Source organism: Actinacidiphila cocklensis (assembly GCF_907177275.1).
In the GTDB taxonomy this organism is placed as follows: Bacteria; Actinomycetota; Actinomycetes; order Streptomycetales; family Streptomycetaceae; genus Actinacidiphila; species Actinacidiphila cocklensis.
Window position 1 is genome coordinate 108,974 of the sequence record NZ_CAJSLV010000024.1, and the last position, 21,933, is coordinate 130,906.

Consider the following 21,933-nt stretch of genomic DNA (forward strand, 5'->3'; position numbering starts at 1 on the left):
CGCAGCGGGCGTCAGGCCTGCGGGGCGGAGTGGGGCGCGGACACGATCGGATAGCGTGCGGGTGCCCGCAACGGGGGCCATGATCGAGGGGGACAAGTGCCGCGCTCTATAGGGGTGTTGGCGGGGGTGCTGCTGCCGGTGGCGGTGGTGGCCGCGCTGAGCGGGTGTTCGTCGTCCGGCGACGACAAGAAGCCGGCGGACAAGGCGACCGAGGCGACCGTACCGGCCGCACCCGCCGCGTCCGCGTCTGCGTCCAGCAGTCAGGACGCCGGCGGCACCCATGGCCGCCTGGACTACACCGGCTCGCTCAGCGGCGGCTTCGACGTGACGGCCGGCGTAGGATGCCGCATCCTCTTCGGCGAGCTCGAAGCGGTGACGTCGCCCGACGCGGATGAGCCGGACGGCTCCGGGTTCGCCGCTCCGTCCTTCGACGCGACGACCGGCCATGTGAGCGTCGTTACGCTGATCACGCCGGACGGCCACACCTTCGAGCGGGTCGGCGCGAAGGGCGTGTCCGCGGCGAAGCAGGGCGACGTCTGGACGGTCACCATCTCCGGCGCGGAACTCCGCGCCGCTGACTCCTCCGGCGGCTCCGTGACCGTCAACGGTCACCTCACCTGCACGAAGGTGCACGGCACCGAGGCCCCTTAGCGCCGGGTCAGATCCACCTCGGCCCACACCGTCTTCGCCGGGTACGGCCCCGACGTCACGCCCCACCGGTCGGCCAGCGCGTCGACCAGCAGCAGACCCCGCCCGGACTCGGCGTCGTCGCCCGCCGGGCGGGGGACACCCGGCAGCCGCTCCGCCCGCGCGTCGGTGACCTCGATACGCAGCCGCGTCCCGGTCGCCGACAGCGCCAGCCGGAAATCCCGGCCGGGCAGGCGCCCGTGCAGTGCCGCGTTCGCGGCCAGCTCGGCGACGACGTGCTCCGCCGCCTCGTACGGCAGCCGCCACTGCGCGAGCTGGGCGACGGCCACCCGCCGCGCCCGCTGGGCGCCCTTCCGGGTGCTGGGCAGCAGCATGCTGAACTTCCGCGTGTCCGCGGCGACTTCATGGGTACGGATGTCATGGCTCACCTCACCGAGAGTGGCCGCGCCGCCACTCCCGTGACCAGCACCGCAGGCCGCCCTGTTGCCTCCTGTCCGCCTGCGCGGCCGGCCCCGCGCCCGCCTGTACGGCTCTGTACGGGCCGCCGGCGCCCCGGAACGGGTGACTTTCCGTCAGTTCCCGAGACGCGCACATATGTCCGCGTCTATCGTGCGTAGTACGCACAGAACTACCACGCGGGAGCCGCGATGACGATAGGCGAGGGCAGGAACTACACGACGGACGGCGCGGACGGTCCCGACTGGGATTCCGGCCTGGAAGACGACTCCACCAGCGTCATGAAGACGGTCGGCCGCCAGATCAAGGCATGGCGCGAGGCCGCGAACCTCACTCAGGCGGAGTTCGGCTCCGCCATCGGCTACGGCGAGGAGATGGTCTCCAAGGTCGAGCGGGGCGTCCGCGTCCCGAAGCCGGCGTTCCTCGACAACGCGGATCGCGTCCTGGACGCGGGTGGGAAGTTGTCCGCCATGAAGCCGGACGTCGAGGAGGCGCGCTACCCGAAGAAGGTTCGGGATCTGGCCAAGCTTGAGGCCGACGCGGTCGAGCTGGGCGCGTACGGCAACACCGTCGTGCACGGCCTTCTCCAGACGGAGGAGTACGCCCTCGCGAACTTCTGCCAGCGGCAACCGGCGTACTCGCAAGACGAGATCGAGCGGCTGGTGTCCGCGCGGATGGCCCGGCAGAGCATTTTCGACCGGCGGCCCGCGCCGCTGCTGACCTTCGTCCAGGAAGAGGCGGTACTGCGACGGCCGGTCGGCGGCAGAATGGTCCTGCGGCGCCAACTCGAACACCTGCTGGACCTCGGGAAGTTGCGGCATGTGGAGATCCAGGTGATGCCCACCGCGACCGAGGAGCACGCGGGGCTAGGAGGATCACTGCGCGTGCTGAAACTCAAGACTGGCAAGGCAGTTGGGCACAACGAGGTCCAGCTCACCAGCCGTGTGATCTCCGACCCGAAGGAGGTCCAGGTCCTGGAGATGCGGTATGGCGTGATCCGGGCCCAGGCCCTGACGCCGCGCCAGTCGCTGGCCTTCATCGACAAACTGCGGGGAGAGATATGACCCTCAAGCCTTCTGCCGGAGCCGGTTCCGCACTGGGGTGGACCAAGAGCAGCTACAGCACGAACGACGGCCCCGACTGCGTCGAGGTCGCCTGGGTCAAGAGCAGCTACAGCAGCAATGACGGCCCCGACTGCGTCGAGGTCGCCGCGTCGTCCGGCGCGATCCTGGTTCGGGACTCCAAGGACCCGGAGGGTCCCCGCTTCTCGTTCACGCCCGAGGCCTGGGCCTCGTTCCTGGCGTACGCGGCGACGCGCGAGGTCTGAGTACGGAGTGCGGGGCGCCGCCCGGGTGGGCGGCGCCCCGGCGTGCTCAGGCCACCGGCAGGGTCACCACGGCGGTGTGGAGCGTGCCGCCCGTCTGGAACTGGAGGAAGAGCCGCCAGTTGCCGGACGTGGGCAGGTCGGCGTGGAAGGCCAGGTCCGGGCCGCCGCGGTCGCCGGTCGCCTCGGTGACCGGGTGGAGGTGGGCGAAGGCGGCGTCGCCCTCGTGGAAGGCCGTGAGGTGGGCGTACGTGCCCAGGTACGGCTGGAGGTCGGTGACCGGCTTTCCGGCCTTGGCGACCGTGACGTTGAGCGGGCCGGTCATGCCCGCCATGGGATCGCCCGTGACGGTGACGGTGTAACCGTCGACCTCCGTGCTGCCCGCGGCGGCGGGCAACGGCGTCTTCGTCGCCGTGCCGGGCACGGTGACCGGGAGCGACAGGACGACGTCCTTGCCGCTGACCGGGGTGAACGAGGCGAACATGCGCCACGAGCCCGGGGTGAGGGCGGCCAGGCCGGCGGTCCAGGTGCCGTTGGCGGCCATCGTCGGGTGGACGTGCTGGAAGCCGGTGAGGTCGGAGCGGATGGCGTAGAAGTGCATGCGCTTGGTCTGCTCGACGGTGAAGTCGGTGACCGGCTTGCCGCTCTGGCCCGTCACGGTGAAACGGTACGGGGTCGGCCGGCCGGCGGGCAGGGTGGCCGCCTCGGCGGTGAGGCCGTAGCCGTCCTCGGTGGCGGACAGGCCGGTGCCGGGTGCCATGTGGTCCATGCCGGGCATGCCGCCGTCCGAGGGTGCGGCGGATACGGAGGCGGGCGCCGACGCCATGGCGCTGTGGGCCGTGGAGGAGTGGCCGCAGGCGGTCAGCGTCAGGGCGAGGCCCGCTGCTGCGAGCAGGGCGAATCGTGTGCTGGTGGACATGGGGCAGTCGTCTTTCCGGGTGGGCGCACCACGCCGGTGGCGCGCGGAAGGGCAGGACACGGGCCGCGGTTCCGGCGGGAGCCGTTACGCGGGGGTGCCTGTCACGTCCGTGCGATGCACACCTGGAGCAGGAGTGGTCGCCCGCTTGCGGGCGGCGGCCCGCGGCGCCGGGCGGGGGGCGCGGCCCAGGCGCCCAGCGCGATGAGGGCCACGGCGAGCAGGGCGGGCGCGGGCAGGTGGAGCCGCTCGTGGGCCGGGGTCGCGACGCACACCGCCCCGGGCATCCCGGGGGCGTCCGCGGTGCGGTGCCCGGCTGTCGCGGGGGAGTGGGCTGCGTCCGCCATCGGCGCGGCCGTCACCGGAAGGTGGGGTGCGTCCGCCATCGGCGCGGACATCGCGGATATCGCCGGCATGGCGCCGTGGCAGCCTTGCGCTGCGCTTGCGGGGGTGCCGTGCATCAGGAACAGGCCGAACAGCACGGCGCATGCGGCAAGGAGCCGGGTTGCGCCCCGGCGCTTCGCCTTGCTGGCCACGCTTGCCCCTTCCGGTCCGCCCCCGGCGAACGATACCCGCCCCGGGTATCCCCCGCTCATCGCCTCCGGCGGTTGGTCCGTCTCCGAACGGAAGTGCCCCTTTGGGTCGGTGGCGACCCGCCCCTCCGGTGGGGGCTGGTCGCGCAGTTCCCCGCGCTCCTGAAAGACGCTCGCCCTCTGCGGTAGAGGGTGCCCACCGGGGGCGCGAGGGACTGCGCGCTCAGCTCGTCACCGTCCGGTGGTCCGTCTCCGGACCGAGGAGCCCCTTTGGGTCGGTGGCGACCCGCGCCCCGGCGGTGGGCTGGTCGCGCAGTTCCTCGCGCCCCTGAAAAACGCTCGCCCAAGGGCGGGCTCAGGGCATGCGGCGGGAGCGGATCGTCGGGAGGAGGGTCCAGCCGTCGAGGGTGAGGGCGGGGGGATCGTCGGGGTCCCAGCCCTGGGCGAGGGCCTCGTCGAGGAGGGCGCGGGCGGTGCCGGGCTCGTACAGGTTGAGGAAGCCCTCGTCCGTGCCGACCGCGCCGGACTGGAGGATGCCGTCGGGGACGTAGCGGCCGGGACCGGACGCGAAGACGACCACGAGCCGGCCGCGGGCACCGTACCGGCGCAGGACGACGGACTCGGTGCAGTCCAGGTAGCCGCCGCCCTCGGGCAGCTGGTGGCTGTGGCCCACCGACCACAGGTACGTGTCGTCGCCGACGAGCAGGCGGCGGGCCTTGCGCTCGCTGCGGCTCATGCGGCGGCCGCCGCGATGATCCCTGCGACGGCCGCCGGATGGGCGTCCGTGGTGTCGACCTCCAGGTCGTACGCCACGCCCCGGTGGACGAGCTCCGCCTGGAGCGCCGCCATGCCGGGCGTACGGTCGCCGCGGGCCGTCTCGCGGGCGGTGGCGGCCGCAGGGTCGCAGTGGACGCCGACCCACAGGGTCGGCAGGTCGCCGAGGGCGCGGCGCCAGCGGTCCTGGGAGTCGGCGCCGCCGAGGAAGACCTCGTCGACGATGACGTGCGCGCCCGCACGGGCCATCGCGGCGATCCCGGTGACCCAGGCCGTGTCCAGCGCGCGGAAGGCGGGGCCGACCGTCACGCCGCCGTCGGAGGCGAAGGCGATGCCCGCGTCCGAGGACAGCAGGGCCGCGGGCAGCGCGTCGACGAAGTCGTCCACGCCGAAGGTCAGCCAGGGGTCGGGCAGCACCGTCTGGAGGCTGCGGGCAAGCGTGGACTTGCCAGAGCTGGAACCGCCGTTGAGCACGATCACCTGAGTCGTCACCGGGTCACGGTAACGACGCCGCCGCGGTGACCGGAAAGCCTTTTTCACGCGTCCCGGCACCGGCTGCGCCATCCGCTCTGGCAGGGTGGGGTGATGCGTATACCCAGGCAGGCGGCCCGAGTTGCCGTGCTCGACCCCGTGGGGGCGGTCTTCATGTTCCGCTACGACAACCCGGAGGTCGGCGTCCACTGGGCGATGCCCGGCGGGGGCATCGACCCCGGCGAGACGCCCGAGCAGGCGGCGCTGCGGGAGCTGCGCGAGGAGACCGGCTGGACCGACCTCGGCCTCGGACCCGTGCTGTGCCGGTGGGAGCACGACTTCACCCGGGTCGACGTGCCGGTACGCCAGTACGAGCACATCTTCCTCGCGTACGGGCCGCACCGGGACCTCCAGGGCGACGTGGCCGCCGCCCACGCGGCGGACCGCATCCAGCACGGCCGCTGGTGGCCCCCGGCGGAACTGGCCGCGACGACCGAGGCCCTGTGGCCGCCCCAACTCCCGGCCCTGCTCGCCGCCGTCGAGGCCACTGGCGCCCCCGCGGCCCCGGTCGACCTCGGCTTCGTCCCGTCCTGACAGGGACGTACGGCGTCCGGACGCTGATGTCGGATTCCCGCCGGAGAACGGCCGCGGCCTGCGGTTGACTGCTCGCATGATCACTGCACAGCAGGACAAGGCCCGGCTCTTCCGCGCGCTGCACAGCGGCACCGCGCCGCTCGCGCTCGCCAACGCCTGGGACGTCGCGAGCGCCCGGATCATCGAGGCCGCGGGCGCCCCGGCGATCGCCACGACCAGCGCGGGGGTCGCCTGGTCGCTGGGCGCGCCGGACGGTGACGCGCTCGGCCGCGCGCAGGCGCTCGGGCTGATCACGCGGATCACCGCCGCCGTGGCGGTGCCGGTCAGCGCGGACATCGAAGGCGGGTACGGGCAGGACGCGGACGGCGTCGAGGAGACGGCCGCAGGCGTGATCGAGGCGGGTGCCGTCGGCGTCAACATCGAGGACGGGACCCGCGCGCCGGGGGAGCTGGTCGAGCGGCTGGGAGCGGTGCGCCGGGCGGCGGACAAGGCGGGCGCCGGCCTTTTCGTCAACGCCCGCGTCGACACGTACCTCTTGGGGCTCGGCGACCCGGAGACCCGGCTCGCGGACACCCTGGACCGGGCACGTCGGTACGCCGACGCAGGTGCGGACGGTGTTTTCGTGCCCGGGGTCGCCGACCCCGACGTCATTGCCGCGCTGGCCGCGGACATCCCCGTACCGCTGAACATCCTGGCCGGGCCTGGCTCCCCGGCCGTCGCCGAGCTCGGCGCCCTCGGGGTGGCCAGGGTGAGCCTCGGCTCCGCGGTGGCGGAGGCCGCGTACGCCGTCGCCCGCCGCGCCGCAACCGAGCTGGCCGCATCCGGCGGCTACACCGCGCTCGCCGGGGGCATCCCCTTCCCCGAGCTGAACGCGCTGCTCACTTCTTGAGGATCTCCAGCATCCGCTTGCCCAGCACCGCGGCGGAGTGCGGGTTCTGGCCGGTGACGAGGTTGCGGTCCTCGACCATGTACGGCTCCCAGATCGGGCCGCGGCTGTAGTCGACCTCCACCTTCTCCTTCAGGTCGGTCTCCAGCAGCCAGGTCGCCCGGGGGGCCAGGCCGACGCCCTCCTCCTCCTCGTTGGTGAAGCCGGTGACCTTGTAGCCCTTGAAGGGCGAGACGCCGTGGATGCGGGTGGCCAGCAGCGCGGCCGGTGCGTGGCACACGATGAACAGCGGATTCCCCGACTCCAGCTGGGCGGTGAGCAGGCGCCCTGCGTCGGCGTCGAACGCCAGGTCCGCCATCGGGCCGTGGCCGCCGGGCAGGTACACGGCGTCGTAGTCCTCCAGGCGCACGTCGGACAGCTGCAGCGGGCGCCGCATCACTTCGGCGTCCCGGATGATCGCCTCCAGGTCGAGTGCGCCCTGCTCGCCGCCGGCCATGGAGGGGCGCAGGCTCATCATGTCGACGTTCGGGGTGGTGCCGCCCGGTGTGGCGACGACGACCGAGTGCCCGGCGTCCGTGAGGATCTTGTAGGGGTTCGCGAACTCCTCGGCCCAGTAACCCGTGGCGTACCTGGTGCCGTCCTTCAGCACCCAGTAGGTGGCTCCGCTCACGATGAACAGGACTTTCGCCATTACACAGTCGCCTCCTCGGCTCATTTCATCCGTTTGGCGCGATTAATACCCCTTTCGTCATGTTATGCACCAGTACACCCGCCTGCATGGCGACCACCGGCCGGCACCTGCCACCCGGTCGCCGGGCATCGGCCGGCTCCGCGCCCGACAACCCGAGAGGACCGACGACAGTGAGTGCCCTGACGTTGCAGGAAGCCGAGGACCGCACGGCGGCCGGCCTTGCCAAGGCCGCCGAGATGGGGGTGGCGATGAACATCGCCGTCGTGGACGCCGGCGGTCACCTGCTCCACTTCTCCCGGATGGAGGACGCCTGGCTGGGCTCCATCGACATCGCCATCAGGAAGGCCAGGACCGCCGCGTTCTTCAAGATGCCGACGGCGGCGATCGGCGAGCTGTCCCAGCCGGGCGGTGACCTCTACAACGTCGAGGTCACCAACGGCGGCCTGGTGAGCTTCGGCGGCGGTCTCCCCGTCGTCGCGGCGGACGGCCGGGTGATCGGGGCGGTCGGAGTGTCGGGAGGGCAGGTGTCCGAGGACACGGTGGTCGCCGAGGCGTGCCTCGTCTGAGCGCGGCCGTCCTGCCTGCCGGGAGGCCGGCGGGACGGCCGTACACCCGCCCGTGGATCGGGCCGGTGAGGCGCCCGCGGGGTCCGCCCCCCCAGGTACCCCCGGGGGCGCCACCGCGGTCGGGCCGCTCAGTCGAACATGCCCGGCTGGTACGCGCCGGCAGGCTGCCGGACCATGACGTTCATCCGGTTGAAGGCGTTGATGACGGCGATCATGCCGACCAGCGCCGCCAGCTCGTGCTCGTCGAAGTGCTTGGCCGCGTTCTCCCACGCCTCGTCCGTGACGCCGCCGGGGTTCTCCGAGATACGGGTGCCCTGCTCGGCCAGCTCCAGGGCGGCGCGCTCGGCGTCGGTGAAGGCGGTGGACTCGCGCCAGGCCGCGACCATGTGCAGGCGCTCGGGGGTCTCCCCGGCCGCCGCCGCGTCCTTGGTGTGCATGTCGAGGCAGAAGCCGCAGCCGTTGATCTGGCTGGCCCGGATGCGTACCAGTTCCTGGGTGGCCTGCGGCACCGTCGAGCCCTTCAGGCCGCGGCCGGCGCTGGTGATGTGCTTGAGGGAGCTGGCGACCATCGGAGTGTCGAGGACATTGATGCGAGGGTTCATGGTGGTGTCCTTGCGTCGTACTGGTCTGACACCTGTATGACAACCCGGCTCGGCCGCATGTGACGGCAAACGCGTCGATTACCCCTTTCGGGGGTTTCTCGGCACAGTTGCACCGGTGCCGCTGGGCCGGATGCCGCCCGCGTTTGCGCCCCCACTGCGGAGGGGTAAGCTACCCGGCTCGATTGGCGCCGGGTGCGGCCCGTATGGCAGACTACCCAAGTTGCTCGGTCGAGCGCCGATGCTGCGCGCCTCCCGTCGGGAGGACCGGAAGCGAGTCCCACGGTACTCGTCGCCCTAACTGCCCTGGTGGGCAGCGCTGGGGCGGACGTACGGGAATCTTCCGGGAAGTGTCAGTGCGGCTCCGACCAGGCATCCGGTGGGTGATTTCTCCCACGCAACCCCCTGGTCAGGGAATTCCGCATGCGGAAAACCATGACGAGGGGCGCGACACGCCCGACCGCGTGGGTCGGAGCAAGCGGATGCCGGAGCTGAATAGAGACAAGGACTACGGAGTAGCCATGGCGGGACAGAAGATCCGCATCCGGCTCAAGGCCTACGACCACGAAGTCATCGACTCCTCGGCGAAGAAGATCGTCGAGACGGTGACGCGTACTGGTGCGCAGGTCGCGGGCCCGGTGCCGCTGCCCACTGAGAAGAACGTGTACTGCGTCATCAAGTCGCCGCACAAGTACAAGGACTCGCGCGAGCACTTCGAGATGCGCACGCACAAGCGCCTGATCGACATCCTCGACCCGACGCCCAAGACCGTTGACTCGTTGATGCGCCTGGACCTTCCGGCCGGCGTCGACATCGAGATCAAGCTCTGAGAGGCGCGGACAGATGACCAAGCAGATCAAGGGCATCCTGGGCGAGAAGCTCGGCATGACCCAGGTCTGGGACGAGAACAACCGTGTCGTCCCTGTGACCGTGGTCAAGGCCGGCCCGAACGTCGTGACCCAGGTCCGTACGAACGACGGCGACGGCTACGAGTCGGTCCAGCTCGCCTTCGGCGAGATCGACCCTCGCAAGGTGAACAAGCCCCTCAAGGGCCACTTCGCCAAGGCCGACGTCACCCCGCGCCGCCACCTGGTGGAGCTGCGTACCGCCGACGCGGCCGAGTACACGCTCGGCCAGGAGATCACCGCTGAGGTGTTCGAGGCCGGTATCAAGGTCGACGTGACCGGCAAGAGCAAGGGCAAGGGCTTCGCCGGTGTCATGAAGCGTCACAACTTCAAGGGCCTCGGCGCCGGCCACGGCGTCCAGCGCAAGCACCGCTCGCCGGGTTCCATCGGCGGCTGCGCCACCCCTGGGCGTGTCTTCAAGGGCATGCGCATGGCGGGCCGTATGGGCAACGAGCGGGTCACCACTCAGAACCTGACCGTCCACGCCGTTGACGCGGAGAAGGGACTGCTGCTCATCAAGGGCGCTATCCCGGGTCCGAACGGCGGCCTCGTCCTGGTCCGCACCGCGGCCAAGGGGGCTTGAGGATATGAGCACCATTGACATCCTGTCGCCCGCGGGCGACACGACCGGGACCGTTGAGCTTCCGGCCGAGATCTTCGACGCCAAGGTCAGCATCCCGCTGATCCACCAGGTCGTCGTCGCGCAGCTGGCCGCCGCCCGTCAGGGCACGCACAAGGTCAAGACGCGTGGCGAGGTCCGCGGTGGTGGCCGCAAGCCGTACCGCCAGAAGGGCACCGGTCGTGCCCGCCAGGGCTCGACCCGCGCGCCGCAGTTCGCCGGCGGTGGCGTCGTCCACGGTCCGGTACCGCGCGACTACTCGCAGCGCACCCCGAAGAAGATGGTCAAGGCCGCCCTGCGCGGTGCCCTGACCGACCGGGCGCGCCACAACCGCATTCACGTCGTCACCGGCGTGATCGAGGGTGGGACGCCGTCCACGAAGGCCGCCAAGACGCTGCTCGGCAAGATCAGTGAGCGCAAGAACGTGCTCCTGGTCATCGAGCGGGCCGACGAGGCCGCGTGGCTGTCCGCACGCAACCTGCCCCAGGTGCACATCCTGGACGCCGGTCAGCTGAACACGTACGACGTGCTCGTCTCCGACGACGTGGTCTTCACCAAGGGCGCGTTCGACCGCTTCACCGGCGCCGGTGTCGACGAGGCCGAGCTCGAAGGGAGCGAAGCCTGATGAGCGAAGTGAACGACGCCGCAGTGACGACGGTCACCAGCAAGACGTTCTTTGACCCGCGCGACCTGCTGATCAAGCCGGTCGTCTCGGAGAAGAGCTACGCGCTGCTCGACGAGAACAAGTACACCTTCGTCGTCGACCCGCGCGCCAACAAGACCCAGATCAAGCAGGCCGTCGAGACGGTCTTCCAGGTCAAGGTCACCGGGGTCAACACGATCAACCGGCAGGGCAAGCGCAAGCGCACCCGCACCGGTTTCGGCAAGCGCGCCAACACCAAGCGCGCCATCGTGACCCTCGCCGAGGGCGACCGAATCGACATCTTCGGCGGCCCGGTCTCCTAACGGAGACTGGCCGTTCAGAAGTCCGGAATCATCCGAGGACTGAGAAATGGGTATCCGCAAGTACAAGCCGACGACCCCGGGCCGTCGTGGCTCCAGCGTCGCCGACTTTGTCGAGATCACGCGGTCCACGCCGGAGAAGTCGCTGGTCCGCCCGCTGCACAGCAAGGGCGGCCGTAACAACGCCGGTCGTGTGACCGTTCGCCACCAGGGTGGTGGCCACAAGCGCGCCTACCGTGTCATCGACTTCCGTCGGCACGACAAGGACGGCGTGCCCGCCAAGGTCGCGCACATCGAGTACGACCCCAACCGCACCGCGCGCATCGCGCTGCTGCACTACGCGGACGGCGAGAAGCGCTACATCCTCGCCCCCGCGAAGCTCCAGCAGGGCGACCGGATCGAGAACGGCGCCAACGCCGACATCAAGCCGGGCAACAACCTGCCGCTGCGCAACATCCCGGTCGGTACCACGATCCACGCGATCGAGCTGCGGCCCGGTGGCGGCGCGAAGATCTCCCGCTCCGCGGGCGCTTCGGTCCAGCTGCTGGCGAAGGAGGGCAACATGGCCACCCTTCGTATGCCGTCCGGCGAGGTCCGGATGGTCGACGTCCGCTGCCGCGCCACCATCGGCGAGGTCGGCAACGCCGAGCAGTCGAACATCAACTGGGGCAAGGCCGGCCGCATGCGGTGGAAGGGCGTTCGCCCGACCGTCCGCGGTGTCGCCATGAACCCGGTGGACCACCCGCACGGTGGTGGTGAGGGCAAGACCTCCGGTGGTCGCCACCCGGTCTCGCCCTGGGGTCAGAAGGAAGGTCGTACTCGCTCGCCGAAGAAGGCGTCCAGCAAGTACATCGTCCGCCGCCGCAAGACGAACAAGAAGCGCTAGGAGCGGGTTTAGATGCCGCGCAGTCTCAAGAAGGGGCCCTTCGTCGACGACCACCTGATCAAGAAGGTGGACGTCCAGAACGAAGCAGGCACCAAGAACGTCATCAAGACCTGGTCCCGCCGCTCGATGATCATCCCGGCGATGCTGGGCCACACGATCGCGGTGCACGACGGCCGTAAGCACGTCCCGGTGTTTGTCACTGAGTCGATGGTCGGCCACAAGCTCGGCGAGTTCGCACCGACCCGCACCTTCCGCGGGCACGAGAAGGACGACCGCAAGTCGCGGCGTCGCTGAGCGGGCTGAAAACCGTGACGAAGACAGACACTGAAGGGACGACCATGGAAGCCAGGGCCCAGGCGCGGTACATCCGCGTCACGCCCATGAAGGCCCGCCGTGTGGTGGACCTCATCCGTGGCATGAACGCCACGGAGGCTCAGGCGGTCCTGCGTTTCACCCCGCAGGCCGCGAGCGAGCCGGTCGGCAAGGTGCTGGACAGCGCCATCGCCAACGCCGCGCACAACTACGACCACACGGACGCCGAGTCGCTGTACATCAGCGAGGCGTACGTGGACGAGGGTCCGACCCTGAAGCGGTTCCGGCCGCGCGCCCAGGGCCGTGCCTACCGGATCCGCAAGCGGACCAGCCACATCACCGTGGTCGTCGCCAGCAAGGAAGGGACCCGGTAATGGGCCAGAAGGTTAACCCTTACGGGTTCCGGCTCGGCATCACCACGGACTTCAAGTCCCGGTGGTACGCCGACAAGCTGTACAAGGACTACGTCAAGGAAGACGTCGCCATCCGCAAGATGATGACGCAGGGCATGGAGCGGGCGGGCATCTCCAAGGTGGAGATCGAGCGCACCCGTGACCGCGTCCGCGTCGACATCCACACCGCGCGTCCGGGCATCGTCATCGGCCGCCGCGGCGCGGAGGCCGACCGTATCCGCGGCGACCTGGAGAAGCTGACCGGCAAGCAGGTCCAGCTGAACATCCTCGAGGTCAAGAACCCCGAGATGGACGCTCAGCTGGTGGCCCAGGCCGTCGCCGAGCAGCTGTCCTCCCGCGTCTCCTTCCGCCGTGCCATGCGCAAGAGCATGCAGGGCACGCTGAAGGCCGGCGCCAAGGGCATCAAGATCCAGTGCGGCGGCCGTCTCGGCGGCGCCGAGATGTCCCGCTCGGAGTTCTACCGCGAGGGTCGGGTCCCGCTGCACACGCTGCGGGCGAACGTGGACTACGGCTTCTTCGAGGCCAAGACCACCTTCGGCCGGATCGGTGTGAAGGTCTGGATCTACAAGGGCAATGTCAAGAACATCGCCGAGGTCCGTGCCGACAACGCGGCCGCCAGGGCGGGCAACCGTCCGGCCCGTGGTGGCGGCAACGAGCGTCCGCAGCGTCGCGGTGGCGAGCGCGGTGGCGAGCGCGGTGGCCGAGGCCGTCGTCCCCAGACGGAAGGCGCCCAGGCTCCGAAGACGGATGCCGCGCCTGCCGCTGAGGTCCCGGCCGCGGAGACCCCCGGAACGGAAGGCTAAGTACCATGCTGATCCCCCGTAGGGTCAAGCACCGCAAGCAGCACCACCCGACCCGCCGTGGCATGGCCAAGGGCGGCACGGAGCTGGCGTTCGGCGAGTACGGCCTGCAGGCCGTCACCCCCGCGTATGTGACCAACCGGCAGATCGAGTCCGCTCGTATCTCCATCACCCGGCACATCAAGCGTGGCGGCAAGGTCTGGATCAACATCTACCCGGACCGTCCGCTCACCAAGAAGCCGGCCGAAACCCGCATGGGTTCCGGTAAGGGTTCCCCCGAGTGGTGGATCGCGAACGTCAAGCCCGGTCGGGTGATGTTCGAGCTGTCCTTCCCGAACGAGAAGGTTGCCCGCGAGGCGCTCACCCGCGCCGCGCACAAGCTTCCGATGAAGTGCCGCATCGTGCGGCGCGAGGCAGGTGAGTCGTGATGGCGGCCGGTACCAAGGCGACCGAGCTGCGCCAGCTGGGCGACGAGGAACTCGTCGGCAAGCTGCGTGAGGCCAAGGAGGAGCTGTTCAACCTCCGCTTCCAGGCGGCCACGGGACAGCTTGAGAACAACAGCCGGCTCAGGGTCGTCCGCAAGGACATCGCCCGGATCTACACCCTCATGCGTGAGCGCGAGCTGGGCATCGAGACGGTAGAGACGGTGGAGAGCGCCTGATGAGCGAGAACAACGTGACTGAGACCAGCACCGAGCAGCGCGGTTTCCGCAAGACCCGTGAGGGTCTGGTGGTCAGCGACAAGATGGACAAGACCGTCGTCGTGGCCGTCGAGGACCGTGTCAAGCACGCCCTGTACGGCAAGGTCATCCGCCGCACGAACAAGCTCAAGGCGCACGACGAGCAGAACGCCGCCGGCATCGGCGACCGGGTCCTCCTGATGGAGACCCGGCCGACCTCCGCCACGAAGCGGTGGCGCGTCGTCGAGATCCTCGAGAAGGCCAAGTAGTCCAGCAAACCCTGAGCGGGTATCCGCTCAGGACCGTTCCGTCAGGCTCGGCGGCGGGGTCGCCCCAGGGTGACCCCCCGCCGGGAACCGACGCGACAAACAGGAGATAGACGTGATCCAGCAGGAGTCGCGACTCCGTATTGCTGACAACACCGGTGCCAAGGAGATCCTTTGCATCCGTGTTCTCGGCGGTTCGGGTCGCCGCTACGCGGGAATCGGTGACGTCATCGTCGCCACCGTCAAGGACGCGATCCCCGGTGGCAACGTGAAGAAGGGCGAGGTCGTCAAGGCGGTCATCGTCCGGACTGTCAAGGAGCGCCGTCGTGCCGACGGCTCGTACATCCGGTTCGACGAGAACGCCGCCGTCATCCTCAAGAACGACGGCGACCCCCGCGGCACCCGTATCTTCGGCCCCGTCGGCCGTGAGCTGCGCGAGAAGAAGTTCATGAAGATCGTCTCGCTCGCGCCGGAGGTGCTGTAACCGATGAAGATCAAGAAGGGCGACCTGGTCCAGGTCATCACCGGTAAGGACAAGGGCAAGCAGGGCAAGGTCATCGTGGCCTACCCCGCTCAGGACCGCGTCCTCGTCGAGGGTGTCAACCGGGTCAAGAAGCACACCAAGGCCGGCGCGACCGACCGCGGTTCGAAGACCGGCGGCATCATCACCACCGAGGCGCCCGTCCACGTCAGCAACGTGCAGCTGGTTGTTGAGAAGGACGGCAAGAAGGTCGTGACCCGCGTCGGCTACCGCTTCGACGACGAGGGCAACAAGATCCGCGTTGCCAAGCGGACCGGTGAGGACATCTGATGACTGCCACCACCACTTCACCGCGTCTCAAGGCGCGCTACCGCGAGGAGATCGCGGGCAAGATGCGTGACCAGTTCTCCTACGAGAACGTCATGCAGATCCCCGGTCTGACCAAGATCGTGGTCAACATGGGTGTGGGCGACGCCGCCCGCGACTCCAAGCTGATCGAGGGCGCGATCCGCGACCTCGCCACGATCACCGGCCAGAAGCCGCAGGTCACCAAGGCCCGCAAGTCCATCGCGCAGTTCAAGCTGCGTGAGGGTCAGCCGATCGGTGCGCACGTCACGCTGCGCGGCGACCGCATGTGGGAGTTCCTGGACCGGCTGCTGTCGCTGGCGCTGCCGCGTATCCGCGACTTCCGCGGCCTGTCGCCGAAGCAGTTCGACGGCCGGGGCAACTACACCTTCGGTCTCACGGAGCAGGTCATGTTCCACGAGATCGACCAGGACAAGATCGACCGGGTCCGGGGCATGGACATCACCGTGGTCACCACGGCGACCAACGACGACGAGGGTCGTGCCCTCCTTCGTCACCTCGGCTTCCCGTTCAAGGAGAACTGACCGTGGCGAAGAAGGCTCTGATCGCTAAGGCCGCTCGCAAGCCCAAGTTCACTGTGCGCGGTTACAACCGCTGCCAGCGCTGTGGCCGGCCGCACTCCGTCTACCGCAAGTTCGGCCTGTGCCGTGTGTGCCTTCGTGAGATGGCCCACCGCGGCGAGCTGCCGGGCGTGACCAAGAGCTCCTGGTAGTTCCTTCCACCCGCCGCCCGACGACCGCCCCTCAAGGCGGCTCTTCGGGCCGGCAGCTGGAATCGGATCACCAGGAACTCTCGGTAAGCAGATGGACGGCGGGACCCCGCCCTTTCTTCCCGTAGGGTAGAAGGGTTGGGCGCCCGCCGCCCGCATCGACTTACTACGCCGTAGGTCCACCGCACCGCACCCGTCCCCGGTTCGCCCGGGGGAGAGGGATGGAGCACCAGGAAACCCCGGCGAGAGAGGCCCAGGGCCACCTCATGACCATGACCGACCCCATCGCAGACATGCTGACCCGTCTGCGTAACGCAAACTCGGCGTACCACGACGACGTCGTGATGCCGTTCAGCAAGATCAAGTCGCACATCGCGGAGATCCTCCAGCAGGAGGGCTACATCACCGGCTGGAAGGTCGAGGACGCCGAGGTCGGCAAGAACCTCACCCTCGAGCTGAAGTTCGGCCCGGAGCGCCAGCGTTCCATCGCCGGCATCAAGCGGATCAGCAAGCCGGGTCTGCGGGTCTACGCGAAGTCCACCAACCTGCCGAAGGTGCTCGGCGGCCTCGGCGTGGCGATCATCTCCACGTCGCACGGTCTGCTCACCGGCCAGCAGGCTCAGAAGAAGGGCGTGGGTGGGGAAGTCCTCGCCTACGTCTGGTAACCGGGAAAGCGAGGTATAGCAATGTCGCGCATCGGCAAGCTGCCCATCTCGGTTCCCGCCGGAGTGGACGTCACCATCGACGGCCGCACGGTTGCGGTGAAGGGCCCCAAGGGCTCGCTCACGCACACCGTCGCCGCGCCGATCGACATCGCCAAGGGCGAGGACGGCACTCTGCTCGTCACCCGCCCCAACGACGAGCGTGTCTCGAAGGCCCTGCACGGCCTGTCCCGCACGCTGGTGGCGAACATGATCACCGGCGTGACCGCGGGCTACAGCAAGCAGCTCGAAATCAGCGGTGTCGGCTACCGCGTCCAGGCGAAGGGCTCCAACCTGGAGTTCGCCCTGGGCTACAGCCACCCGATCCTCGTCGAGGCCCCCGAGGGGATCTCGTTCAAGGTCGAGAACCCGACGAAGTTCTCCGTCGAGGGCATCGACAAGCAGAGGGTCGGCGAGGTCGCCGCGAAGATCCGCAAGCTGCGGAAGCCCGACCCGTACAAGGCCAAGGGCGTCAAGTACGCGGGCGAGGTCATCCGCCGCAAGGTCGGAAAGGCGGGTAAGTAGCCATGGCATTCGGTGTAAAGATCGCCAAGGGCAAGGCCTACAAGAGCGCTGCGATCAAGCGGCGCCACATCCGGGTGCGCAAGCGCGTCTCCGGCACGACCGAGCGTCCGCGCCTGGTCGTGACCCGTTCCAACCGGGGAATCGTGGCGCAGGTCATCGACGACCTCGCGGGCCACACGCTCGCGTCGGCGTCGACCCTCGACGCGTCCATCCGCGGCGGCGAAGGCGACAAGAGCGCCAAGGCGAAGCAGGTCGGCCAGCTCGTGGCCGAGCGTGCGAAGGCCAAGGGCGTCGAGGCTGTCGTGTTCGACCGTGGCGGCAACCAGTACGCGGGGCGCATCGCCGCCCTGGCGGACGCCGCCCGTGAAGCCGGTCTGAAGTTCTAGCCGGTTCCGTCACTCAGCGGAGAAACGCTAAAAGGATCGAGAGGTAATTCCAATGGCTGGACCCCAGCGCCGCGGTAGCGGTGCCGGTGGCGGCGAGCGACGGGACCGTAAGGACCGGCGGGACGGCGGCCAGCAGGCCGAGAAGACCGCCTATGTCGAGCGTGTCGTCGCGATCAATCGCGTCGCCAAGGTTGTGAAGGGTGGTCGTCGCTTCAGCTTCACCGCGCTGGTCGTGGTGGGCGATGGCGACGGCACCGTCGGTGTCGGCTACGGCAAGGCCAAGGAGGTGCCGGCCGCCATCGCCAAGGGTGTTGAGGAGGCCAAGAAGCACTTCTTCAAGGTCCCCCGTATCCAGGGCACCATCCCGCACCCGATCCAGGGCGAGAAGGCTGCAGGCGTCGTCCTGCTCAAGCCGGCTTCCCCCGGTACCGGCGTCATCGCCGGTGGCCCGGTGCGTGCCGTGCTGGAGTGCGCGGGCATCCACGACGTGCTGTCCAAGAGCCTCGGCTCGGACAACGCGATCAACATCGTGCACGCCACGGTGGCGGCGCTCCAGGGCCTTCAGCGGCCCGAGGAGATCGCGGCCCGCCGCGGTCTGCCGATCGAGGACGTCGCGCCCGCCGCGCTGCTGCGCGCCCGAGCCGGGGTCGGTGTCTGATGGCGCGTCTCAAGGTCACGCAGACCAAGTCCTACATCGGCAGCAAGCAGAACCACCGTGACACCCTGCGTTCGCTCGGGCTCAAGCGCCTGCACGACGTCGTGGTCAAGGAGGACCGCCCGGAGATCCGCGGCATGGTCCACACCGTCCGCCACCTCGTCACGGTCGAGGAGGTCGACTGATCATGGGTGACAACCCGATCAAGATCCACAACCTGCGTCCCGCCCCGGGCGCCAAGACCGCGAAGACCCGTGTGGGTCGCGGTGAGGCGTCGAAGGGCAAGACGGCCGGTCGTGGCACCAAGGGCACCAAGGCCCGCTACCAGGTTCCGGAGCGCTTCGAGGGCGGGCAGATGCCCCTCCACATGCGCCTCCCGAAGCTCAAGGGCTTCAAGAACCCGTTCCGCACCGAGTTCCAGGTCGTCAACCTGGACAAGCTCGCGACCCTCTACCCGGAGGGTGGCGAGGTGACCGTGGCCGACCTGGTCGCCAAGGGTGCGGTGCGCAAGAACCAGCTCGTCAAGGTGCTCGGCACCGGCGAGGTCTCCGTGGCGCTTCAGGTGACCGTTGACGCGGTTTCCGGCTCCGCCAAGGAGAAGATTGCCGCTGCCGGCGGCACGGTCACCGAGCTCGTCTGAGCCCGATGACGACACGACCGGGGATGCCCAGAAACTCTTGGGCATCCCCGGTCGTTCGTTCCTGTGATTTTCCTTCCCCGGTTGGTCATTCCTTGCGGGGCTAAGTCGCCGGTAGGCTAACCGACGCTGCTGTCGTCAGTTACCTCATAAACCGTCCTTCCGCCCTCGCGCGGGGGGTGCAGGAGGCACCGTGCTCACCGCGTTCGCACGGGCGTTCAGGACGCCCGACCTGCGCAAGAAGCTGCTGTTCACTCTGAGCATCGTGGTGGTCTACCGCCTCGGAGCGCACGTACCGGTGCCGGGCATCGACTACACGGTCGTCAACCAGTGCATCAAGGACACGAAGGGCAACAACAGCCTCTTCGGGCTGGTGAACATGTTCAGTGGCGGCGCACTGCTGCAGCTGACGATCTTCGCGCTGGGGATCATGCCGTACATCACGGCGAGCATCATCCTCCAGCTGCTGACGGTGGTGATCCCGCGTCTGGAGGCCCTCAAGAAGGAGGGCCAGGCCGGCACCACCAAGATCACCCAGTACACCCGGTATCTGACGGTCGCTCTGGCCGTGCTGCAGGGCACCGGCCTGGTGGCCACCGCCCGCTCCGGCAGCCTGTTCTCCGGCTGCAACAACGCCGGGTCCATCGTGCCGAACCAGTCGATCTTCACCACGATCACGATGGTCACCACGATGACCGCCGGCACCGTGGTGATCATGTGGCTCGGTGAGCTCGTCACCGACCGCGGCATCGGCAACGGCATGTCGATCCTGATGTTCGTCTCCATCGCGGCCGGCTTCCCCGGCTCGCTGTGGGCGATCAAGGTCTCCGGCACGATCGCCGACGGCTGGGTGGAGTTCCTCGCGGTCCTCGCGGTCGGCCTGGCGATGGTGGGCCTGGTGGTCTTCGTCGAGCAGGCGCAACGGCGCATCCCCGTGCAGTACGCGAAGCGCATGATCGGGCGCCGCTCCTACGGCGGCACCTCGACGTACATCCCGCTCAAGGTGAACCAGGCCGGTGTCATCCCGGTCATCTTCGCCTCGTCGCTGCTGTACATCCCGGCGCTGATCGTGCAGTTCTCGGGCTCGACCTCGGGCTGGGCGCAATGGATCAGCCGCAACTTCACCAAGGGCGACCACCCGGTGTACATGGCGGCCTACTTCCTGCTGATCGTCTTCTTCGCCTTCTTCTACGTCGCGATCTCGTTCAACCCCGAAGAAGTCGCCGATAATATGAAGAAGTATGGTGGGTTCATCCCGGGCATCCGCGCCGGCCGACCCACCGCCGAATACCTGAGTTACGTGCTGAACCGCATCACGTGGCCAGGCGCGCTGTACCTGGGCCTCATCGCTCTCGTGCCGACGGTCGCGATCGCGATCTTCAACGGCAGCAACGGCAACTTCCCGCTCGGCGGTACCAGCATCCTGATCATCGTGGGTGTCGGTCTGGAGACGGTGAAGCAGATCGAGAGCCAGCTACAGCAGCGTAACTACGAAGGGTTCCTCCGCTGATGCGTATCGTCCTGGTCGGGCCGCCCGGCGCGGGCAAGGGGACGCAGGCCGCGTACCTCGCCAAGAACCTGTCGATCCCGCACATCTCCACGGGCGACCTGTTCCGCGCCAACATCAGCCAGGGCACAGAGCTGGGCAAGCAGGCGAAGGCGTACATGGACGCGGGGGACCTGGTCCCCGACGAGGTCACCATCGGTATGGCGGAGGACCGGCTCAACCAGTCCGACGCCGCCGGGGGCTTCCTGCTCGACGGATTCCCGCGCAACGTCGGCCAGGCCCAGGCGCTGGACGCCTACCTGGCCTCGCACGGCATCGCGCTCGACGGGGTCCTCGACCTGGAGGTCCCCGAGGACGAGGTCGTCAAGCGGATCGCGGGCCGCCGGGTGTGCCGCAACGACAGCGCGCACGTCTTCCACGTCGAGTACAACCAGCCGCAGGCGGCCGGCGTGTGCGACGACTGCGGCGGTGAGCTGTACCAGCGTCCCGACGACGCCGAGGACAAGGTGCGCAACCGCCTCGACGTGTACCACCGCGAGACCGAGCCGATCATCGACTACTACAAGCAGCAGGGCCTGGTGCAGACGATCCCGGCCCTCGGCAAGGTGGCCGAGGTCACCCAGCGCGCGATGGACGCACTCAGGCGCGACGCCGCCTGACGCACGGCAGTACGACAGCACGGCATACGGCCGTGGTGCCCCCGGGGGCACCACGGCCGTATCGTTGAACGGGCACAGGGTGCCCCGTACCCGCAGACCGCAAGTGAGGAAGGCGTCAGCCGCATGGTGGAGATCAAGACCCCGGAGCAGATCGCCACGATGAGGCGGGCCGGTCTTGTCGTCGCGGCTATCCACGAGGCGACCCGTGCGGCGGCCGTGCCCGGTGCCACGACCAAGGACCTGGACGAGATCGCCGCCAAGGTCATCGCCGACCACGGCGCCAAGCCGAACTTCCTCGGCTACGGCGGCTTCCCCGGCAACATCTGCACCTCGGTCAACGACGTGGTCGTCCACGGCATCCCCGACCGCAAGACCGTGCTCAAGGACGGCGACATCATCGCCATCGACGCCGGCGCCATCGTGGAGGGCTGGCACGGCGACGCCGCCTTCACCTGCCTGGTCGGCACCGGCCACGCGCCCGAGCTGGCCGAGCTGAGCCGGGTCACCGAGGAGTCCATGTGGGCCGGCATCGCCGCCTTCCGCAAGGGCAACCGGCTGGAGGACATCTCCCGGGCCGTCGAGGGCTACATCCGCCGCCAGCCGCGCCCCGCCTCGGGCAAGTACGGCATCGTCGAGGAGTACGGCGGCCACGGCATCGGCACCGAGATGCACATGGACCCGCACCTGCTGAACTACGTCACCAAGAAGCGCGGCCGCGGCATCAAGCTCATCCCCGGGGTGTGCCTGGCGATCGAACCGATGGTCACCCTCGGCTCCCCGCACACCCACGTCATGGACGACGAGTGGACGGTCAAGTCCGACGACGGCTCCTGGTCCTCGCACTGGGAGCACACCATCGCGCTGACCGAGGACGGCCCGCTGGTGCTCACCGCCCCGGACGGCGGCCGCGCCAAGCTCGCCGAATTCGGCATCACGACCGCCCCCGACCCGGCAGCGTAACGATCATGAGGCGTGGGCATAACCAGTGGATTCGTCTTTCCGGGGG

The 21,933-nt window shown here is 69.0% G+C and carries 37 protein-coding genes; 30 read left to right on the top strand and 7 right to left on the bottom strand.

Annotated features, from left to right (window positions below; all coding sequences use genetic code 11):
• The first annotated feature begins 96 nt into the window (after positions 1-96).
• A complete protein-coding gene (locus NFU81_RS04320) occupies positions 97-651 on the top strand; it encodes a hypothetical protein (protein ID WP_251485129.1) in 555 nt (184 codons plus the stop codon).
• On the opposite strand, the gene NFU81_RS04325 is transcribed toward NFU81_RS04320, so the two are convergent.
• Positions 648-1,076, bottom strand: a complete 429-nt coding sequence (locus tag NFU81_RS04325) for an ATP-binding protein (RefSeq protein WP_251485132.1) — start codon at positions 1,074-1,076, stop codon at positions 648-650. The two genes, NFU81_RS04320 and NFU81_RS04325, sit on opposite strands and share 4 nt — an antisense overlap.
• Positions 1,077-1,295: 219 nt before the next feature.
• On the opposite strand from NFU81_RS04325, the gene NFU81_RS04330 reads away from it, so the two are divergent.
• Both NFU81_RS04330 and NFU81_RS04335 read left to right on the top strand, forming a co-directional pair.
• Complete coding sequence (locus NFU81_RS04330; RefSeq protein WP_251485134.1) at positions 1,296-2,168, top strand: helix-turn-helix domain-containing protein; 873 nt, start codon at positions 1,296-1,298, stop codon at positions 2,166-2,168.
• Positions 2,165-2,431: a DUF397 domain-containing protein gene (locus NFU81_RS04335; protein WP_251485136.1), complete on the top strand. Its 267-nt coding sequence runs from the start codon at positions 2,165-2,167 to the stop codon at positions 2,429-2,431. Before NFU81_RS04330 ends, NFU81_RS04335 begins: the two co-directional genes overlap by 4 nt.
• 46 nt (positions 2,432-2,477) lie before the next feature.
• On the opposite strand, the gene NFU81_RS04340 is transcribed toward NFU81_RS04335, so the two are convergent.
• The 4 genes from NFU81_RS04340 to cpt form a co-directional block, all read right to left on the bottom strand.
• Positions 2,478-3,347, bottom strand: a complete 870-nt coding sequence (locus NFU81_RS04340; protein WP_251485139.1) for a hypothetical protein — start codon at positions 3,345-3,347, stop codon at positions 2,478-2,480.
• 101 nt (positions 3,348-3,448) lie between these two features.
• Positions 3,449-3,880: a hypothetical protein gene (locus NFU81_RS04345; RefSeq protein ID WP_251485142.1), complete on the bottom strand. Its 432-nt coding sequence runs from the start codon at positions 3,878-3,880 to the stop codon at positions 3,449-3,451.
• A 352-nt stretch (positions 3,881-4,232) separates the two neighbouring features.
• On the bottom strand, positions 4,233-4,613 hold the full coding sequence (locus NFU81_RS04350; RefSeq protein ID WP_251485145.1) for a hypothetical protein: 381 nt from the start codon (positions 4,611-4,613) through the stop codon (positions 4,233-4,235).
• On the bottom strand, positions 4,610-5,143 hold the full coding sequence (gene cpt / locus NFU81_RS04355; protein WP_251485147.1) for a chloramphenicol phosphotransferase CPT: 534 nt from the start codon (positions 5,141-5,143) through the stop codon (positions 4,610-4,612). The genes NFU81_RS04350 and cpt overlap by 4 nt, the downstream gene beginning before the upstream one ends.
• Before the next feature lie 93 nt (positions 5,144-5,236).
• Between cpt and NFU81_RS04360 the strand changes: the two genes are divergently transcribed.
• The gene (locus NFU81_RS04360; RefSeq protein WP_251485149.1) at positions 5,237-5,716 is read left to right on the top strand and encodes an NUDIX hydrolase; all 480 of its coding nucleotides are present in this window, start codon (positions 5,237-5,239) and stop codon (positions 5,714-5,716) included.
• A gap of 76 nt (positions 5,717-5,792) precedes the next feature.
• On the top strand, positions 5,793-6,605 hold the full coding sequence (locus tag NFU81_RS04365) for an isocitrate lyase/PEP mutase family protein (protein WP_251485151.1): 813 nt from the start codon (positions 5,793-5,795) through the stop codon (positions 6,603-6,605).
• Here the strand turns inward: NFU81_RS04365 and NFU81_RS04370 are convergent.
• On the bottom strand, positions 6,595-7,293 hold the full coding sequence (locus NFU81_RS04370) for a type 1 glutamine amidotransferase domain-containing protein (RefSeq protein WP_251485153.1): 699 nt from the start codon (positions 7,291-7,293) through the stop codon (positions 6,595-6,597). The two genes, NFU81_RS04365 and NFU81_RS04370, sit on opposite strands and share 11 nt — an antisense overlap.
• 170 nt (positions 7,294-7,463) lie before the next feature.
• Between NFU81_RS04370 and NFU81_RS04375 the strand changes: the two genes are divergently transcribed.
• The gene (locus tag NFU81_RS04375) at positions 7,464-7,859 is read left to right on the top strand and encodes a GlcG/HbpS family heme-binding protein (RefSeq protein WP_251485155.1); all 396 of its coding nucleotides are present in this window, start codon (positions 7,464-7,466) and stop codon (positions 7,857-7,859) included.
• Positions 7,860-7,987: 128 nt separating this feature from the next.
• Here NFU81_RS04375 and NFU81_RS04380 read toward each other — a convergent pair whose 3' ends face one another.
• Positions 7,988-8,461: a carboxymuconolactone decarboxylase family protein gene (locus NFU81_RS04380; RefSeq protein WP_251485157.1), complete on the bottom strand. Its 474-nt coding sequence runs from the start codon at positions 8,459-8,461 to the stop codon at positions 7,988-7,990.
• Between the two features lie 518 nt (positions 8,462-8,979).
• Here NFU81_RS04380 and rpsJ point away from each other — a divergent pair.
• From rpsJ to map, 24 genes are all read left to right on the top strand, one after another.
• Positions 8,980-9,288, top strand: coding sequence for a 30S ribosomal protein S10 (rpsJ, locus tag NFU81_RS04385; protein ID WP_014144312.1), 309 nt, complete (start codon positions 8,980-8,982; stop codon positions 9,286-9,288).
• Positions 9,289-9,301: 13 nt separating this feature from the next.
• Positions 9,302-9,946, top strand: a complete 645-nt coding sequence (rplC, locus tag NFU81_RS04390; RefSeq protein WP_251485160.1) for a 50S ribosomal protein L3 — start codon at positions 9,302-9,304, stop codon at positions 9,944-9,946.
• A gap of 4 nt (positions 9,947-9,950) precedes the next feature.
• Positions 9,951-10,607 carry a 50S ribosomal protein L4 gene (gene rplD, locus NFU81_RS04395; RefSeq protein ID WP_251485164.1) on the top strand — a complete coding sequence of 219 codons (657 nt, stop codon included), beginning with the start codon at positions 9,951-9,953 and terminating at the stop codon, positions 10,605-10,607.
• Complete coding sequence (gene rplW / locus NFU81_RS04400) at positions 10,607-10,948, top strand: 50S ribosomal protein L23 (RefSeq protein WP_251485166.1); 342 nt, start codon at positions 10,607-10,609, stop codon at positions 10,946-10,948. Before rplD ends, rplW begins: the two co-directional genes overlap by 1 nt.
• 46 nt (positions 10,949-10,994) lie before the next feature.
• The gene (gene rplB / locus NFU81_RS04405) at positions 10,995-11,831 is read left to right on the top strand and encodes a 50S ribosomal protein L2 (RefSeq protein WP_251485168.1); all 837 of its coding nucleotides are present in this window, start codon (positions 10,995-10,997) and stop codon (positions 11,829-11,831) included.
• A gap of 12 nt (positions 11,832-11,843) precedes the next feature.
• Entirely contained in the window at positions 11,844-12,125 is a 282-nt protein-coding gene (gene rpsS, locus NFU81_RS04410; protein WP_033177798.1) for a 30S ribosomal protein S19, read from the top strand.
• Between the two features lie 44 nt (positions 12,126-12,169).
• On the top strand, positions 12,170-12,517 hold the full coding sequence (gene rplV, locus NFU81_RS04415; protein WP_073492408.1) for a 50S ribosomal protein L22: 348 nt from the start codon (positions 12,170-12,172) through the stop codon (positions 12,515-12,517).
• Positions 12,517-13,359: a 30S ribosomal protein S3 gene (gene rpsC, locus NFU81_RS04420; protein ID WP_251485170.1), complete on the top strand. Its 843-nt coding sequence runs from the start codon at positions 12,517-12,519 to the stop codon at positions 13,357-13,359. Before rplV ends, rpsC begins: the two co-directional genes overlap by 1 nt.
• A 5-nt stretch (positions 13,360-13,364) precedes the next feature.
• Positions 13,365-13,784, top strand: coding sequence for a 50S ribosomal protein L16 (rplP, locus tag NFU81_RS04425; RefSeq protein WP_033177801.1), 420 nt, complete (start codon positions 13,365-13,367; stop codon positions 13,782-13,784).
• Positions 13,784-14,017 (top strand): 50S ribosomal protein L29, encoded by a 234-nt coding sequence (rpmC, locus tag NFU81_RS04430; RefSeq protein WP_033177802.1) that lies wholly within the window; start codon positions 13,784-13,786, stop codon positions 14,015-14,017. Before rplP ends, rpmC begins: the two co-directional genes overlap by 1 nt.
• Complete coding sequence (gene rpsQ, locus NFU81_RS04435) at positions 14,017-14,304, top strand: 30S ribosomal protein S17 (protein ID WP_251485173.1); 288 nt, start codon at positions 14,017-14,019, stop codon at positions 14,302-14,304. Before rpmC ends, rpsQ begins: the two co-directional genes overlap by 1 nt.
• 112 nt (positions 14,305-14,416) lie before the next feature.
• Complete coding sequence (gene rplN, locus NFU81_RS04440; protein ID WP_073492414.1) at positions 14,417-14,785, top strand: 50S ribosomal protein L14; 369 nt, start codon at positions 14,417-14,419, stop codon at positions 14,783-14,785.
• Positions 14,786-14,788: 3 nt separating this feature from the next.
• Positions 14,789-15,112, top strand: a complete 324-nt coding sequence (gene rplX, locus NFU81_RS04445) for a 50S ribosomal protein L24 (RefSeq protein WP_033177804.1) — start codon at positions 14,789-14,791, stop codon at positions 15,110-15,112.
• Positions 15,112-15,672, top strand: coding sequence for a 50S ribosomal protein L5 (gene rplE / locus NFU81_RS04450; protein WP_251485174.1), 561 nt, complete (start codon positions 15,112-15,114; stop codon positions 15,670-15,672). Before rplX ends, rplE begins: the two co-directional genes overlap by 1 nt.
• A 2-nt stretch (positions 15,673-15,674) precedes the next feature.
• On the top strand, positions 15,675-15,860 hold the full coding sequence (locus NFU81_RS04455; protein WP_033177806.1) for a type Z 30S ribosomal protein S14: 186 nt from the start codon (positions 15,675-15,677) through the stop codon (positions 15,858-15,860).
• 263 nt (positions 15,861-16,123) lie between these two features.
• Positions 16,124-16,522: a 30S ribosomal protein S8 gene (rpsH, locus tag NFU81_RS04460; protein WP_251485327.1), complete on the top strand. Its 399-nt coding sequence runs from the start codon at positions 16,124-16,126 to the stop codon at positions 16,520-16,522.
• Positions 16,523-16,543: 21 nt separating this feature from the next.
• Positions 16,544-17,083: a 50S ribosomal protein L6 gene (rplF, locus tag NFU81_RS04465; RefSeq protein WP_251485175.1), complete on the top strand. Its 540-nt coding sequence runs from the start codon at positions 16,544-16,546 to the stop codon at positions 17,081-17,083.
• Between the two features lie 2 nt (positions 17,084-17,085).
• The gene (gene rplR / locus NFU81_RS04470; protein ID WP_073492418.1) at positions 17,086-17,469 is read left to right on the top strand and encodes a 50S ribosomal protein L18; all 384 of its coding nucleotides are present in this window, start codon (positions 17,086-17,088) and stop codon (positions 17,467-17,469) included.
• Positions 17,470-17,521: 52 nt separating this feature from the next.
• Entirely contained in the window at positions 17,522-18,127 is a 606-nt protein-coding gene (gene rpsE, locus NFU81_RS04475) for a 30S ribosomal protein S5 (protein WP_031524774.1), read from the top strand.
• On the top strand, positions 18,127-18,309 hold the full coding sequence (gene rpmD / locus NFU81_RS04480) for a 50S ribosomal protein L30 (RefSeq protein WP_031524772.1): 183 nt from the start codon (positions 18,127-18,129) through the stop codon (positions 18,307-18,309). Before rpsE ends, rpmD begins: the two co-directional genes overlap by 1 nt.
• 2 nt (positions 18,310-18,311) lie before the next feature.
• The gene (rplO, locus tag NFU81_RS04485) at positions 18,312-18,764 is read left to right on the top strand and encodes a 50S ribosomal protein L15 (RefSeq protein WP_037946402.1); all 453 of its coding nucleotides are present in this window, start codon (positions 18,312-18,314) and stop codon (positions 18,762-18,764) included.
• A 190-nt stretch (positions 18,765-18,954) separates the two neighbouring features.
• Positions 18,955-20,271 carry a preprotein translocase subunit SecY gene (gene secY, locus NFU81_RS04490; protein ID WP_251485177.1) on the top strand — a complete coding sequence of 439 codons (1,317 nt, stop codon included), beginning with the start codon at positions 18,955-18,957 and terminating at the stop codon, positions 20,269-20,271.
• Positions 20,271-20,927, top strand: a complete 657-nt coding sequence (locus NFU81_RS04495; RefSeq protein ID WP_251485178.1) for an adenylate kinase — start codon at positions 20,271-20,273, stop codon at positions 20,925-20,927. The genes secY and NFU81_RS04495 overlap by 1 nt, the downstream gene beginning before the upstream one ends.
• 123 nt (positions 20,928-21,050) lie before the next feature.
• Positions 21,051-21,887: a type I methionyl aminopeptidase gene (gene map / locus NFU81_RS04500; protein WP_251485179.1), complete on the top strand. Its 837-nt coding sequence runs from the start codon at positions 21,051-21,053 to the stop codon at positions 21,885-21,887.
• Positions 21,888-21,933: the final 46 nt, after the last annotated feature.